The organism is Pseudomonas sp. RGB (assembly GCF_007713445.1).
In the GTDB taxonomy this organism is placed as follows: domain Bacteria; phylum Pseudomonadota; class Gammaproteobacteria; order Pseudomonadales; family Pseudomonadaceae; genus Aquipseudomonas.
In genome coordinates this window covers 24,455-39,865 of the sequence record NZ_VMSH01000024.1, presented here as the reverse complement: position 1 = coordinate 39,865, position 15,411 = coordinate 24,455, and the positions used below count along the sequence as shown (strand labels likewise).

The following is a 15,411-nucleotide window of genomic DNA, read 5'->3' as shown; positions in this document are numbered from 1 at the left end:
GTGTTGGTGGGGAGGGTTGGGGAAATAACAGATGTATCTATGTTTGTTTGGTAGCGGGTTGTCGGGAGGGCTGATTTCGGCCACAAGCGGACATTCGCGAACTCCCTTTGGTCTTGCCCAACTCAATTCCAATGCGTTTAATCGTGATTATCTTGAAACAAGGAGCAAGGTATGCCGCACAACACCATGTCTTTTCAGGATGCGGTTCGCCCTGGAAGCTCATCGAACGGCTGTACCAGCGTTGAGCGTAGCTTTGCTGATTTCCGAATCGACGAGCGTTCCTTACTGGAAATTCTGGTGACGGCTGACGGTGGGCACTCTGACTACATGAGTGGTTTCGTGTCGGGTTATTCAGAGCAGAATCTCCGATTTGCCGTCAGCCTGATTCGATGCAACCGGCCAGAGGCAGAGCCCTGTCGGGTGGTAATTTATATCTGCCCTGAGTGCGGAGACATAGGGTGCGGAGCCTACTCCGTGCAAATTCGCAGCTTCAGAGGCGAGATCATATGGGAGGAATTTGCTTACGAAAATGGATATGAAGAACCTCGCGTAATCCCTGACGTTGGCCCATTTATATTCAGCTCAGCACCCTATGTGCGCGTTGTAAAAAACGCGTCTGAGATTTGATTTGACGGCGTCAGGGGACTGCCCCCCTTGGTCGAGTGTGTCCGCTTCGGGTCGACTTCAGCCCGTCGCGACAGGCTGAATTCGGCCGAAGCAGCCTGTCGCGATCAGAAACGTTTGACGACAACGCGTCGCTCTCGCACTCTGTTTTGCCCCTATTTCTTACTAGGCTTCCCTATGTCATTCGCGACCGTAGTGCTGCTCGACTCCTGGCCACAGCCAAGTACGTCGCCCGAACCCGTCATTTTCGCCACGGACACGCAGCTATGTTTGCGGTATTGCACCGCTGAGGAAGAAATAGCTGTAATCCATTTCCCCCCAGTAAAAAAAGTTCAGTTCGGCTCACCAAACGATGAGGCTTTGGGCGGCCATCCGCTTGTTGGACTTGGCCTCAAGCATTATCAAATTCATCGAATAGATAATTCGCCTTGGCTAGCAGAGCTTGAGCAGAGAAACGCCATTCATCCACGACACGATAAACAGCGGTTTCTAAAAGATGCCATCCATTACGTCTTTACGTTTCAGGACTCTACCCTGGAATGCATTGTAATTGAGGGGCAGTTCTGGCATCCAAAAGTACAACTCTTTACCTCGGAGCAGAAGGCAAGGGATGTCTGGCGCGAACTGATAAATGGCGTGGGCGCATGATCCCAATAGTCACGTGTGAATGACGGCTATGGGTCGATAGCTGCCACTCAGTGAAGGTGGAAAAGCCTCAAGATCAAGCGTGAGGCTTTATCACCGTCGGCCTCATATAGACCGTGTAATCCGGCCTGATCGGTGAGTTTGTGTAGATTAAAGTGGTTGTAAAACGCTTGGCCCAGTCGCTGATGCTCGAAGCTTCCTTGACTCCAAAGCCAGACGAACTCCTCATAAGCGGCGCGTTCGATCTGCAACGAGGGATCATGTCCCATGTCAGGTTCCTATCATTAGAGGGACTCAAGCGTACTAGTTGCCTATCAGCCCTTCCAGCTCGGCCTTTCCAATCAGAAAGTCAGTTATCGGCCAGAAGCGGTCACTCCGCATCACATCCTCGGCCTGAAAGCCTGGATAGCCGAGTTGACCGTTCACGATGCAGTGCAGCAGCATGTGATCAATCATTAAGTGCTTCCAGGAAACCTATGCATAGCCCTGTAGATCTTCATGAGTTGTTGGCGCACGTCAGAGATGAACCGTCGTTCATACGATTTATCGAAGCCCTCGGTGTAGATTTCGCCAGCGGGCGTTTAATTGAAAAGACATCGCCTTCATCGGCCTATGGGCCAAGTGCTCTAGGCTGGGAAAATGTGTCCGTTGACGCGTTTTTCGATGCGGCAGCTTCGTGGGCAGACGCCAGTTCACGACTTGCCCAAGAGGATAGGTCGATACCCAATGTTTGGCATCGCTGTGCGGCCATTTTGCTGGCTGGGAAGTATTATGAGTGACACGGGTACGACATCCGCAACGTGGAAGGGAACCGTGGACGGGAGGTTGCCAAAGAACCAACGCAATAAGCTTTTGGTTGAAGCCGAAGCCTACGGTTTAACATTGAATGATCTTGCTGCCACCTGCGAGGAATTCGGCGTGGCCCCCCGCAATCTGCTGAACGAGCTATCCATAGCGGTTGCTGAAGGCTACTTGGCAGGGGCTTTGACTTACGAGTTCTGCGATGGCGTTATGAACGGGCTCATCGCTGCCATCGTTGATGTGGGCATGACCAATGACATGCCGCAGCCTGCTTTCTCGCTTTATCAGGCCTTTGATCAGGGGGAGTGGGGGCGCCATGATGATCCGCCGGAGATTGATACCATTGAGAAATATGTGAAGCCGCTGGTTGTGCAGATAGTGCGTGAGTTTCAGGGTGGTAGCGGATATCGGCCAGAAGCAGATCTTTAAGCTGGAAAAATAAATCCTTCGATTCTTTTCCCGCTTTGAGAGTTTGTCTACGTACTTTTACACTCTCTGGGCTGGTAAGCAGAGTTGGAAAATCAACTCGTCCCCTCTCCAAAAGTAGGTGCAAATGATGGCTCCCTTCGTTCTTCAGGACTTTGACGTTGGATGGGTCGCTACCGACGCCCTCGGACAGGTTGCGCTCTTCACTACAGGTGGCCCCGGACCAGTTCCTGATTCCGCGATACCCTCCGTCGAAAACTCCGAAGAATTTGTCCTTTCCTTGCCGAAAGTGTCCGATGTAGATCGGGCCACTGCCCGGGCTGGTGCAAACGCATTCGTTGAATTTGCTAAACGTGGGTTCTTTGCTTACGACTGGTCGGACGTTCATCGCGATTCACGCCAGGCGTTGAGGGGGTATGAGCTGCAATACCGTCCCCAGAATCCACTGAAACTATTCGATTTGCCTGCCCCATTACGGGCATTGGCTGAGGTTACCCGGCTATCTCACGTAATCTTCGGAGCATCCATCATAGTGATAGGTGATCAGGTTGCTTAGCCTTTATTCGGCGAAAAGGGGACGGCGAAAAGGGGACAGATTTATTTTTCTATCACTGTCCGCTATTGGCCGATTCCTGCCTCTCACGACGGAAAGCAAACGGACCAGCGAATCCGCACTAACGCGACATCGAAATGCCTTTGCTATCAGGCCTGAATGAGTCGTCGCATAGCTCAGGAGTAAGACGACAGCTAAGGCTTGGCGCGACGTGTGGGCTGGGTCCAAAGCAGACGGTGGGCAGTCCGCTAATGCATCAGCAATGATGTACCCATCACTGTCGCGCTTACAAAATCACCTTTTATGATGATCAAGAGGTTATGTATGGCGATGGAAAGTTATACAACATACACTCAGTGAATCTCGAAAGAACCTTCGCCTAATAAATATCCAGGAGCAGTTATGAAACTTTTCGCGACATTCACAATTTTGTTATTTGCATTAGTAGGATGCGCTACAACTGGGAGCCAATCGCCACAGCAAGCCGCACAATCTGCGGCAATTTTATTTGAGCAACAAAAATTTAATTTAGTTTGGGTTCCCGCAGCGAATAACGGCATTTCCGGAGCTATGGCATCCGCGCTTATCGGAAGTGCAGGTTTAGAATCTCCAATTGTTTCAAGCATCCACCAAATAATTGCCCCTGCAAGCAAAGCTGATGTTCGTGTCGCCATCTCAGGAACCAATAGTTCTTTTGCAGCCAACTCAGCTATTACAGCCTTAAGTAACACATCAAGCATGCTCCCTAAGTTGCAACTTGCATTTATCGGCTCGACATCAGATGCCGCGGCAGTTCGCTCGGCAGTTGAAGCTAAAGGCGGTAAATTCTTACACGCCACACCAAATGGCTCCTAACTAGCGGTTAGCGACGGTCTGACTTCGACCGTCGCTATGCATGATCAAACCTCAGTCTGTTCCGCCATCTCCAGGGCGTCATCGACCTCAATCCCCAGATATCGAACAGTGCTCTCCAGCTTCGTATGGCCGAGCAGCAACTGAAGCGCCCGTAGGTTCTTCGTTCTGCGATAGATTAGTGATGCCTTCGTACGTCTCATTGTGTGAGTGCCATACATGGCTGGATCAAGGCCTACGGCTTTCACCCAGCCTTTGACGATACGAGCGTATTGACGAGTGGATAGATGGTCTGAGGTATGTAGCCGACTAGGAAAAAGGCAGTCCTCGCTGCGTAGTTGTGCCTGATGTATCCAGGCCACGAGAGCTGACCGTGTTTGCTCAGTGATCTCAAACTGCACTGGTCGCTGCGTTTTTTGCTGCATCACCATGGCTCGGGATGATACGTGCTCGCCATGGGCGACATCGCGCACGCGGAGCTTGGTTAAGTCGCAGGCTCGAAGCTTACTGTCGATGGCCAGATCGAAGAGAGCCAGATCCCGGGTTCTTTCCGCAATTTGAAGCCTTACTCGGATGGCCCAGATATCTCTCAGTCGGAGTGGGGCTTTCTGCCCGACTAGTTTTCCTTTGTTTCAGGGCTGACGGCCGCAGGTAGCGATGGTGTTCATAACAAGTCCTCCACGTGTGGAAAGACAAGGATGGCTAATCAGAGCGACGGTCGCTCACCGGCCAAGGGTAGTCTCTTGGAGGGGTCTAAGAAGCCGGGGGGAAATTAAGTGTAGGAAATTTCTCACGCGCCCTTGAACTTTAATGAGCAACAGTTGTTCATAGGGGAGTTGCCTGTCAGAGGCAATTCTTGCAGATCACGTGCCGTTCTGGTGCATGCTGCACCCGCAGGAAGATTTCACAGGGATGCGAAATGAAAGTATGTTTCCGGCCTAGGGAGTACCTGGCCCGTTTCGGTACGTTGTACTTGCCTGTTAGAAAACTGCCACCGTCCCTTCATTCGGTGGCAGTATTGTTGTTCGGTTTGATCAGCAGTCTCGGCGTGCAGGCCGCTGACCCTCCCGCACCTGCCCAACAGTTGCTATTGCAGCAGGACCGCGAGCGAGCGTTGCGCGAGCAACTTGAGCCGTCGCCGGATGTGCGCCTTGAGGCGCAGCCCTCATCCTCCGCCGGGGTTTTGCTCGAGAAGCGCGAATCCCCCTGTTTCCTGATTCGTCAGGTCGTCTTGAACGGCGAGTTGGCTGAAGATTTTCAATGGGCACTGCGCAGCGCCGATCCCAAAAATGACCCGGCCACCGGTCAATGTCTAGGTGCCCAAGGCATCAACCTGACGATGAAGCGAATCCAGAATGCAATCATCGAGCGCGGGTTTGTCACGACACGCGTGCTTGCACCGCCTCAGGATTTAAACAGCGGTGTGCTGCAACTGACCCTGATTCCGGGGCGCATTCATTCCATCCGCTTCGCCGAAGGCACCTCTACCCGAGCCAATGCCTGGAACGCGGTGCCTGCCAAAACAGGTGACCTGCTGAACCTGCGTGATCTTGAGCAAGCGTTGGAAAACTTCAAACGCGTGCCCACGGCTGAGGCGGATATCCAAATCGCCGCGGCCCAGGGGATGGACGCAAAGCCGGGCGACAGTGACTTGGTTATCGCGTGGAAACAGGCACTTCCCGTGCGTTTGAGCGTGTCGGTAGATGATTCGGGAACCGATGCCACAGGTAAATACCTGGGTTCGGCTTCGGTGTCGTTGGACAACCTGCTGAGCCTGAACGATTTGTTCTACGCCAGCTTCAACCACGACTTGGGCGGGGGGGACGCGGGTAATCGTGGTTCCAAGGGCCATACCTTGCACTACTCTGTCCCCTACGGTTATTGGCTGTTTGGCGTCACGTCCAGCGAGTATGACTATCACCAGACGGTCGCTGGGGCCAACCAGACTTACAAGTACACCGGAGAAAGCAAAAACAACGAGATCAGCGCGTCTCGCTTGCTGTATCGCGATGCCGTGCGCAAAACCACGCTCAAGCTCAGTGGCTGGACGCGCACTTCGCAAAACTATATCGACGATACCGAGATCGAAATTCAGCGCCGACGCATGGCAGGCTGGGCGCTGGGGCTGAGTCATCGGGAGTTCATCGGTACCGCCACGCTCGATCTGGGCACCAGCTATCGCCGGGGCACAGGTGCGCGCAACGCAATCGCTGCGCCTGAGGAGGCGTTTGACGAAGGGACCTCGCGTTCGCAGATCATCAACGCCGACGCGCAATTTTCCGTACCGTTTGGCCTTGCCACGCAGCGCTTGCGTTACACCGCGGCCTGGCGTGCGCAGTGGAACCGCACGGCGTTGGTGCCGCAGGATCGTTTCTCGATCGGCGGGCGCTACAGCGTGCGCGGGTTTGACGGTGAAAACATTTTGTCGGCCGACCGTGGTTGGCTGGTGCGTAACGACCTCGGCCTGGCGCTGGGCAACTCCGGGCAGGAGACCTACCTGGGTGTTGACTACGGCAAGGTGGGCGGCCCTTCAAGCCAATACCTCATTGGTGATCATCTGGCCGGGTACGTGGTGGGGTTGCGCGGTGGCTACCGGCAAGTGTCTTACGACGTGTTTGTCGGTCAACCGATCAGCAAACCCAAGGGCTTCGAGACTGCCAGTACCACGGCAGGTTTCAGCCTGACGTGGTCGATGTGAGGGTTTGCCATGCAACTCGATAACCTTGAGCTGATCGCCCCGGCGTTCAGCGAAAAGCCATGGAACGAGGCCCAGGCGCTGGGTGCCGCCGTATGGCTGTGGATGCACTCGGCGAGCCATCGCGATGTGCCGCTGCACACCCTGAACGCGCTGCTGTTGCCAGCTATTGCCAACCGCCAGTTCATCATCGGCTACGAATCGGGGCGCCCGGTGTTTTACGCCGCCTGGTGTTGGTTCAGCGTCGAGGCCGAGCAGCGCTATGTGCAAAATCCTGCCATCAGCCTGCCTGCGCACGACTGGAACAGCGGCGAGCGACTGTGGTTCCTGGACTGGGTGACGCCTTTTGGTCACAGCGCCCGCCTTGCACGCTTAGTGCAGCGCCATTTGTTTGCCGACAGCCGGTTCAGCGCTCTGTATCACCGGGGCAACGAGCGCGGGTTACGGATCAAGCGGTTTCAAGGTGCTGCTCTGGCGCGCTTGAAGTGGCCGATCGCGGCCGTTGCCCGCCAATCGTAGTACTTGTCGCATTTTAGAGCTTTCAAGACACAGGGATCGTCATGAACAAACACCTCTACAGGATCGTTTTCAACAAAGCCCGTGGCCTGCTGATGGTAGTGGCCGAAAACGTGCTGGGCAGCAAAAAAGCCTCAGGCACCGGGATCGGTGTCGCCCCTGTCGTCTTGAATACTGTGCTGACACTGCTTCCCCTGCGGTTCTCATTGATGGCGGCGTTGGGCTTGATCACATTGGCCTCGCCGCTGGCCTGGGGCGATATTGTGGCTGACCGTGGCGCTGCGCCCGGCCAGCAACCGGTGATTATCAACGCCGCAAACGGTGTGCCCCAAGTCAACATTCAGGCCCCGAGTGCGGCAGGGGTGTCACGTAACACCTACAGCCAGTTCGACGTTAATGCCCAAGGCGCGATCCTCAACAATGCGCGCACCAATACCCAAACTCAGCTGGGTGGCTGGATCGAGGGCAATGCGCATTTGGCCGGCGGTACGGCGCGGGTGATCCTTAACGAGGTCAACAGCAGCAACCCCAGCCAATTGCGTGGTTACATCGAAGTCGCCGGTGACCGAGCCCAGGTAGTGATCGCCAACCCGTCGGGCATCGCCTGTGACGGCTGTGGTTTTATCAACGCCAACCGTGCCACCTTGACCAGCGGCAGTGCGCAGATGCAGGACGGCCAATTGCAAGGCTACCGCGTTGAAAGCGGCAAGGTGGTTATCTCCGGCAAGGGCCTGGACGCATCGCAGACCGACTTTACCGATGTCATCGCACGCTCGGTCGAGGTCAATGCCGGTATCTGGGCCAAAGACCTGCGGGTGACCAGTGGCGCCAACCAGGTCAATGCCGACAATACCCAGGCGACGGTCATCAACGGTTCCGGCGATAAGCCCCAGGTCGCCATTGACGTGGCGCAGCTGGGTGGCATGTATGCCGGCAAAATCAAGTTGGTGGGTACCGAAGCCGGCCTGGGCGTGCGCAATGCCGGGCAAATAGGTTCGAGTGCCGGCGATGTGGTCATCAGCGCCGACGGGCGCCTGGGCAACAGCGGGCAAATCAGCAGCAGTCAGAACCTGCAGGTGGACAGCCAGCTGGGCATCGATAACAGCGGTTCGCTGTACAGCAAGGGCGCCGCGACGCTGTCCAGTCGTGGCGATATCAACAACCAAGGGGTGGTGGCTGCGCAGCAGGACTTGACCCTGACCGCCCAAACCATCGACAACGCCAGCAAGTCGATATTGGGCGCAGGTGTGGCAGCTGACGGCGCGGTCAGTGGCAATGGCGCACTGCGCGTCAGCGCCAGCCAGACGCTCAAGCACCAAGGCTCGGCGATTGCTGCCGGGGATCTGCAGTTGAGCGCCGAGAACCTTGACCTCAATGCGAGTAAGACCGCTGCGCACAATGTCATGCTCACTGCTCGCACGGGCGGCGCTGACTTAAGCGGTGCAGCGTTGGACGCGACAGGGACGTTGAGCACAGCGGTGCGACAAACCCTGACCACCGACAGTGCCAAAATCAACACCGAAGGTGTGCAATTGGCCGCCGGCAGCCTGTCCAACCGCCAAGGTGAAATCGTCCAGGTCGGCAAGGGCGCCACGGTGATTGCTGTGTCCGACCGCCTGGATAACACCGAAGGACGCATCGCCAGCAATGCGACCGACGTACGCCTTTCGGCGGCGCGCCTGTCCAATGCCAAGGGCAGGATCGAGCATGCCGGCACGGGCAGCATGACCCTTCAGGGCCAGGCGCTGACAGGTGCCCAAGGCAGCCTGCAGAGCAATGGTCTACTGCAAGTCACCGTTGCCGACGCGGTACTGGACGGCGCCACCACCGTAGCCCGGCAGATTCAAATCGACGCCAACCAACTGTCCAATCGGCAGGGGAACATCCTGCAGACCGGCGCCGGCACGATGCGCATCAACACCCTGGGCCTGCTGGACAACACGGGCGCCACGGTGGCCAGTGACAGTGATATCAGCCTGACGGCTGATCGCTTGCTCAATCAGGGCGGCACGGTTCAGGCGGCAGTGGCCGGCAACCTCAAGGTCACCGCGCATACGCTGTTGGACAACCGTGCAGGCACCCTGGCCGCAGCCAAGGGCGCGCAGTTGAGTAGCGGGCAGTTGCTCAACGCGCAAGGCAAGATCACAGCAGGCGACAGCCTCACGCTGTCCGGCGGGCAGGTGAGCAATGACCACGGCACGCTGGCGGCCATCGGCGCACTCAGTGTTAGCGCCGACGCACTGAGTAACCGCCAGGGCACCGTGGGTTCGGTCGGTGGGCCGCTGGTGCTGGCGGTGAGCCAGGGCGCGTTCGATAACAGCGGCGGTGTGGTGCAGGCCCAGCAAGGCGTGACGATTACCAGCCTGGGTCTGAATAACGACGATGGGTTGATCAGTGGCGCGGCCTTGTTGCTCGACAGTGCCGGGCAAGGCCTGTCAAACCAGCGCGGCGCCATAATCGGCAGCGGCACCGTGGACCTGCGCAGTGGTGAGCTGAAGAACCAGGCCGGGCTTATCCAGGGTAGCGGTGCGATCACACTCGACACCCATGGGCAAACGTTGACCAACACTGATTCGGGCAGCGCCAATGGCATCCTCGGGCAGGCCGGTATCACGCTGCGCACCGGCAACCTGAACAACAGCGCCGGCTTTATCGGCAGCAAAGGCGACGTGGCGATCCATGCCGCGCAGGTCGATAACCTCAACGCCGGTATACTCAGCAGTGAAAAGAGCCTGCTGCTGACGGCTGATGGCCTGAGCAATCGCGGTGGCCAGTTGCAGAGCCTGGGTAACGCGCGGCTGGACATCGGCAGCGGTCGCCTCGATAACGTCGGCGGTCTGCTGCGTGCCGGGGGCACCTTGACGGTCGATGCAGGACAGTTGGATAACCAGCAGACCCAAGGGAGCAACCAGGGTGTGGAGGGGCAGTCGTTGGCCCTGAATCTGGCGCAGTTGCTTAACCGCTCGGGTGCCCTGCGTGCCGACCAGTTGCTGACCGTCAACAGTGCCGGGCAGTTGGATAACAGCGCGGGCCTGATCTCGTCGAGCAAGCAAGTGTCAATCCGCGCCGACCAAGCGCTGCTCAACAGTGCCGGTACCGTGATCGCCGGAGAACGGCTCGGCCTGACCAGCGCGAGCCTCAGCGGCGATGGACGCGTGTTGAGCCTGGGCGATATCAGCCTCAACCTGGCTTCGGGGTTGGTCAATACCGGCAAACTGCAAGCCAACGGTAATCTTGAGCTGACCCTGCAAGGCATGCTCGATAACCAGGGGGGCGTTCAGGCCGGCAAGCAATTGCGGGTCTTGAGCGATAGCGTTGAAAACCGCGCCAACGGCGAGATCAGTGCCGCGCAAGTGACCCTCGATGTGGCGGATACCCTGAACAACCGTGGCTTGATCGATGCCCAGATCACCCGGATCAATACCCAGGTGCTCAACAACCTGGGCAGCGGCCGTATTTATGGTGATCACTTATCCATTGCGGCGGGGCAACTGACCAATGATGTGGAAGATGCCCGCGCGGCTGTGATCGCCGCGCGCGAGCGCCTCGACATTGGCGTCGGGACGCTGGTCAACCGTGAGCACGCCATGCTTTTCAGTGCCGGTGATCTGTTGATCGGCGGCGCGCTGGATGCCCAGGGCCAGGCCACCGGCCAGGCCGGGCTGGTGCGTAACGCCAGCGCAAGCATCGAAGCCCTCGGTGGGCTGAGCCTTAACAGTGCCGAGTTGCGCAATACCAACGAACACTTCAGCACCCAAGTGGTTGAGGTCAGCCGCGAAGGCGTCCAGGAGTTCCAGCACACTGGCTCTGCCAATCGTTATCGCCCTGACCAGATCTCACTCTACAACGACGAAGTCAGCCACTTGGTCAGCCCCGAGGGCGTGGCCGATAACTACAACCGCTACGACTACACCCGCACTATCACCCAGACGCAGATCCTCACCTCGGACCCGGGTGAAATCCTTTCCGGCGGCTCAATGCTGCTGACCGCCAATTCGGTGTTGAACGACAAGAGCCGGATCATCGCCGGCGGCACCTTGGTGGGCACTATCGGACAGCTCAACAACACCGAAGTCACCGGGCAGCAGACGGTGACGGACAGTGGCACATTCAGTCATCTGTATCGCATCCATCGCAAAGGGCGCGACCGCCAGGGCAACTCCACAGCCGCCTACAACCCGGCAGCCAGTGTCACAGATATCTTCCTGCAGCCCACCCAGTACCTGGAAAATACCGCCCAAACCGGCAGTGGCCTGCAAGTCGGTGCACGCCTGACCAGCAGCGTCGACCAGGCCGCCGTCGGTGCCGGCGCTGCCACCGTGAACGTGGGCAATGGCCGTGCGTCGGCCCCGGTCCTGGAGGTGCCGGCCTTGCAAGCTACTGCGGCGGGCGGCGTCGGCGAGTCGATACGCACTGGCGGTGTCAGTGTGCAGGTGCCGGACAATAGCCTGTTCCACCTCAACCCTCAGGCAAACCCGAACTACCTGGTGGAAAGCGACCCGCGTTTCACCAGTTACCGCTCTTGGTTGTCGTCCAATTACATGCTCGATCGGCTCCAACTCGACCCCGGCCTGACCCTGACGCGCCTGGGCGATGGTTTCTATGAGCAGAAGCTGATCCGTGAGCAGATCGCCCAACTGACCGGGCGGCGCTTTCTGGATGGCTACGCCAACGACGAGACCCAGTACCGGGCGCTGCTGGACAGCGCGCTGACCTACGCCGGAAAGTGGAGCCTGGTGCCCGGTGTGGCACTCAGTCCTGAACAAATGGCGCAATTGACCAGTGACATCGTGTGGTTGGTCAAAAAAGACGTGACCCTCGCCGATGGCAGCGTGACCCAGGCATTGGTGCCGCAGGTGTATGTAAGGGTGCGCGACGGTGACCTGGACGGTTCCGGCGCGCTGATGGCGGGTAACGTGGTGGACCTCAATCTGCAAGGCGACCTGGTCAACAGCGGCACGATTGCCGGGCGCAGCGTACTGGCGATTTCCGCCGACAGCATCCAGAACCTGGGCGGGCGTCTGTCCGGCGCCGAGGTAGAAGTGAAGGCTCGCACTGACTTGAACAACCTCGGTGGCTTGATCGATGCCGGCACGCGCCTGAACGCAGTCGCCGGTCGCGACATCAACCTGGTTTCCAGCACGCGCGACACCCAAAGTGCCCAGGGCACCGCGACCGGGATATCACGGGTTGCCGGACTTTTTGTGTCCGATGCCAAGGGTGAACTGGTAGCGAATGCCGCGCGCGACATCAACCTCAGTGCGGCGCAGATCGTCAGCTCGGGCAAAGACGGCAAGACCACGGTGGTTGCCGGCCACGATATCAACTTGGGCACGGTGACCCAGAGCCGCGAGCAGAGTGTGCAATGGAATTCCAGCAACTGGCGCAAGGACGCCAGCCGCACCGATACCGGCAGCGTGATCCAGGGTGAAGGCGAGGTCCGCCTGGTCGCAGACAACGACCTCAATGCCCGTGGCGCGAAAGTCACCAGCGAGCAGGGTGGGGTCACCGTTGCCACAGGGCGTGACGTCAATCTCGGCACCAGCCAGAGCTACAACTTTGTCGATGAAGCCCACAAAGTCACCGGCAGTAATAGCCTGTTCTCCAGCAAGACCACCACCACCCGTGACACGGTCAGTGAGACCCGCGCCCAGGCCACCACCCTCAGTGGCGAGACGACGTGGGTCAAGGCCGGCAACGACGTGAATGTGCGCGGCAGCAACGTGGTCTCTACCAGCGGTACGACCTTGTTGGCCGGACACGATGTGAATGTACTGGCCGCCACCGATCAGCTCAGCGAGCAGCATTTCAAGGACGTCAAGCAAAGCGGGTTGTTCAGCGGCGGCGCAATCGCGGTGACCATCGGCAGCCAGCAACGCAGTGACAAAAACCGCACCGACAGTGAAACGGCGGCCGCCAGCACCATCGGCGCCACCGACGGCAGCGTGAACATTTTGGCCGGCAATACGTATCGCCAGGTCGGCAGCCAATTGACGGCGCCCAAGGGCGATGTGGACATTGCGGCGCAGCACGTCAATATCCTTGAGGCTCGCAACCAGCAACACATCAGTCAGGAGACCAAATTCAAGCAAGGCGGCCTCACGATTACCGTGACTAACCCGGTGATCGAAGCCGTGCAGACCGCTCAGCGGATGAAAACCGCTTCCGACCGTACCGACGATGGCCGGCTAAAAACCCTGGCGCTGGTCAATACCCTGATGGGAGCCGGCAACGGCTATATCCAGTACGACAAAGACCCGGCCATGGCCGGGGGCATCAATATCAGCATTTCGGCAGGCACCAGTAAGAAGGAGAGTAAAAGCGAGCAGACCTCCAACTCGGCGGCCGGCTCGTCGGTATTGGCCGGTGGCGATGTCAACATCACTGCTGCAGGCGCCGGCAAGAACAGTAACCTCACGGTGCAAGGCAGCCAGATCACCGCCAGGCATGATGTAAATCTCAAGGCCGACGGCACAATCGCCTTGCTCGCCGCGCAAAATACAGTGGAGCAGCGCAGTACCGAGAAGGGCAGTAATGCCAGCCTGGGGATCGGTATTGCTATCGGCAGTTCGACCAACGGTATCAGTTTCAACGCAGGTGCTTCCCAGAACCGCGGCAAGGCCGACGGCAATGATGTGGTCTGGAGCAACACCCACGTGGATGCGGGTAATAAAGTCTCGCTCGACTCTGCAGGCGATACCCGGCTCAAGGGAGCGGTGGTCACCGGCAAGCAAGTCACTGCCGATGTGGGCGGTGATTTCAGCGTCGAAAGCCTGCAGGACACCAGTACCTACAAGGCCAAGCAAACCAGCCTCGGCGTGGGCGTGAGCATCTGCGTGCCGCCGTTCTGCATCGGTTCATCGAGCTTCACGCTGAGTCAGAACAAAGGCATCCAGAAATCCAACTTTGAAAGCGTCACCGAGCAGAGCGGCATTCGGGCTGGCGACGATGGCTTTGATATCCGCGTCAAAGGCAATACCGACTTGGTGGGCGGCGTGATTGCCAGCAATGACAAGGCGATCGCCGAGGGCAAAAACAGCCTGAGCACTGGCTCATTGACCACCTCCAACCTGCACAACAGCGCCAAGGCGAGTGCGGACAGCAGCGGGTTCACCCTCAGCAGCGACTTTGTCGGCCAGGGCATGTACGGCGCTAGTAAGGCTTTGTTCAGCAATTACCTGGATGCGGGAAAAGCCTCGGATTCATCCCAGGGCAATACCCTGAGCGCGGTGAGTGCGGGCAATATTCTGATTACCGATGCCTATCGCCAGCAACAGCTGACCGGGCGTGATGCCAACCAAACAGTGGCCGGGCTCAACCGTGATGCCGCCCATTCCCATGTTGGCGCCGGGCGCCAGGATCTGGACAAACTGCAACGCACCGCCGAGGCGGAGCAGTCGATCAAGAATGAAGCCTATCGCCAGGGGGTGCAGTTTACCGATGAGGCGTACCGTACGATGTTCAAGACGGCGCCCCAGATGTATGCCGTGGATATGGATGATCAGGGCAATGTCGACAGAGGTGCGGACACGAAACCGCAGTTCCGGGAGGTTGAGGGTGAGGAGCGGGATAACCTGCAACCCGACGCTAACAACGTGGTCAACGTGGCCCTCAACGGGATTTTCAACGACGCGCAGGCAGCGGCGAAATACGCCGCTCAGCATCGCGACCCAGATGCTACAGGGCCACAATATTTCCTATGGTTTCCGACAGCGGGTAACCGAATGTCAGAGCTGCTGGTTGCCGGCTATCAGAAGGCAATGGACAACGACTTCTGGGGCTTGACCAACTACACCGAAGCCGCTCGGGAAATCCAGCTCAAGTACGGTGCCACCGGTTTGCATTTGACTGAGCACAGCCGCGGCACCATGACCGGCGGCAACTCGCGAGACTCCATTGCTAATTTGCCTGATGCTGCGGGTCTGCTCAGCAAGACCACGGTGTATAACTTTGGCGGAGCGTTCAATGTCTATCGCGCCGATGAACAGCTGGCCTATCTGCAAAACCGCAACGCCGTCACCGACCCTGTCGAACGGGCGAACATGGTCCTCAAATATGAGGTCCACAACTACGATCCGGTTGGCCGGTTGTTCTTCATGGGCAACAACCCGGGCACCGGCGGGGTGATCCCTGAAGGCAGTACCTATCTCAAGGAACTAATCAACGTCTTCAACGGTGCCACTACGATGCACAGTTGTTATGGCAGTGGTGAGTCTGCCTGCACGAGGTATTGGCCTGACATGAAAGAAATGAAGCCGGTGCTGGTGCCTGTCAGCCCTAGAAAATAAGGAAACCTGGA

At 58.0% G+C, this 15,411-nt stretch carries 9 protein-coding genes and 1 pseudogene; 7 read left to right on the top strand and 3 right to left on the bottom strand.

Annotated elements, in window-relative coordinates:
• Nucleotides 1-171: 171 nt before the first annotated feature.
• Nucleotides 172-627, top strand: coding sequence for a hypothetical protein (locus FPT15_RS28065; protein WP_145166014.1), 456 nt, complete (start codon nt 172-174; stop codon nt 625-627).
• Between the two features lie 174 nt (nt 628-801).
• Nucleotides 802-1,272, top strand: coding sequence for a hypothetical protein (locus FPT15_RS28060; RefSeq protein WP_145166013.1), 471 nt, complete (start codon nt 802-804; stop codon nt 1,270-1,272).
• A 47-nt stretch (nt 1,273-1,319) separates the two neighbouring features.
• Here the strand turns inward: FPT15_RS28060 and FPT15_RS30205 are convergent, their stop codons facing one another.
• Both FPT15_RS30205 and FPT15_RS29885 read right to left on the bottom strand, forming a co-directional pair.
• Nucleotides 1,320-1,538, bottom strand: a complete 219-nt coding sequence (locus FPT15_RS30205) for a hypothetical protein (RefSeq protein ID WP_145166012.1) — start codon at nt 1,536-1,538, stop codon at nt 1,320-1,322.
• 34 nt (nt 1,539-1,572) lie between these two features.
• Nucleotides 1,573-1,725: a hypothetical protein gene (locus tag FPT15_RS29885; protein ID WP_178119762.1), complete on the bottom strand. Its 153-nt coding sequence runs from the start codon at nt 1,723-1,725 to the stop codon at nt 1,573-1,575.
• A 369-nt stretch (nt 1,726-2,094) separates the two neighbouring features.
• Here FPT15_RS29885 and FPT15_RS28045 point away from each other — a divergent pair, with 369 nt between their 5' ends.
• Together FPT15_RS28045 and FPT15_RS28035 are read left to right on the top strand one after the other, a co-directional pair.
• Nucleotides 2,095-2,499: a hypothetical protein gene (locus FPT15_RS28045; RefSeq protein ID WP_145166011.1), complete on the top strand. Its 405-nt coding sequence runs from the start codon at nt 2,095-2,097 to the stop codon at nt 2,497-2,499.
• 952 nt (nt 2,500-3,451) lie between these two features.
• On the top strand, nt 3,452-3,904 hold the full coding sequence (locus FPT15_RS28035) for a hypothetical protein (RefSeq protein ID WP_145166009.1): 453 nt from the start codon (nt 3,452-3,454) through the stop codon (nt 3,902-3,904).
• A gap of 44 nt (nt 3,905-3,948) precedes the next feature.
• Here the strand turns inward: FPT15_RS28035 and FPT15_RS28030 are convergent.
• Nucleotides 3,949-4,569 (bottom strand): annotated as a pseudogene (locus FPT15_RS28030) (tyrosine-type recombinase/integrase).
• 251 nt (nt 4,570-4,820) lie between these two features.
• On the opposite strand from FPT15_RS28030, the gene FPT15_RS28025 reads away from it, so the two are divergent.
• Genes FPT15_RS28025 through FPT15_RS28015 form a run of 3 tightly spaced genes read left to right on the top strand, consistent with a single transcriptional unit; the run spans nt 4,821 to nt 15,400 of the window.
• Nucleotides 4,821-6,599: a ShlB/FhaC/HecB family hemolysin secretion/activation protein gene (locus tag FPT15_RS28025; RefSeq protein ID WP_242195283.1), complete on the top strand. Its 1,779-nt coding sequence runs from the start codon at nt 4,821-4,823 to the stop codon at nt 6,597-6,599.
• A 9-nt stretch (nt 6,600-6,608) separates the two neighbouring features.
• A complete protein-coding gene (locus tag FPT15_RS28020) occupies nt 6,609-7,115 on the top strand; it encodes a toxin-activating lysine-acyltransferase (RefSeq protein ID WP_078827813.1) in 507 nt (168 codons plus the stop codon).
• Nucleotides 7,116-7,156: 41 nt separating this feature from the next.
• Nucleotides 7,157-15,400, top strand: a complete 8,244-nt coding sequence (locus FPT15_RS28015) for a hemagglutinin repeat-containing protein (protein WP_145166008.1) — start codon at nt 7,157-7,159, stop codon at nt 15,398-15,400.
• Nucleotides 15,401-15,411 lie beyond the last annotated feature (11 nt).

Excerpts from the sequence above, each read along its gene's own strand:
- FPT15_RS28060 (WP_145166013.1), top strand. The coding sequence starts at position 802 with ATGTCATTCGCGACCGTAGTGCTGCTCGACTCCTGGCCACAGCCAAGT.
- FPT15_RS29885 (WP_178119762.1), bottom strand. The coding sequence starts at position 1,725 with ATGATTGATCACATGCTGCTGCACTGCATCGTGAACGGTCAACTCGGC.
- FPT15_RS28035 (WP_145166009.1), top strand. The coding sequence starts at position 3,452 with ATGAAACTTTTCGCGACATTCACAATTTTGTTATTTGCATTAGTAGGA.
- FPT15_RS28025 (WP_242195283.1), top strand. The coding sequence starts at position 4,821 with ATGAAAGTATGTTTCCGGCCTAGGGAGTACCTGGCCCGTTTCGGTACG.
- FPT15_RS28065 (WP_145166014.1), top strand. The coding sequence starts at position 172 with ATGCCGCACAACACCATGTCTTTTCAGGATGCGGTTCGCCCTGGAAGC.
- FPT15_RS30205 (WP_145166012.1), bottom strand. The coding sequence starts at position 1,538 with ATGGGACATGATCCCTCGTTGCAGATCGAACGCGCCGCTTATGAGGAG.
- FPT15_RS28020 (WP_078827813.1), top strand. The coding sequence starts at position 6,609 with ATGCAACTCGATAACCTTGAGCTGATCGCCCCGGCGTTCAGCGAAAAG.
- FPT15_RS28015 (WP_145166008.1), top strand. The coding sequence starts at position 7,157 with ATGAACAAACACCTCTACAGGATCGTTTTCAACAAAGCCCGTGGCCTG.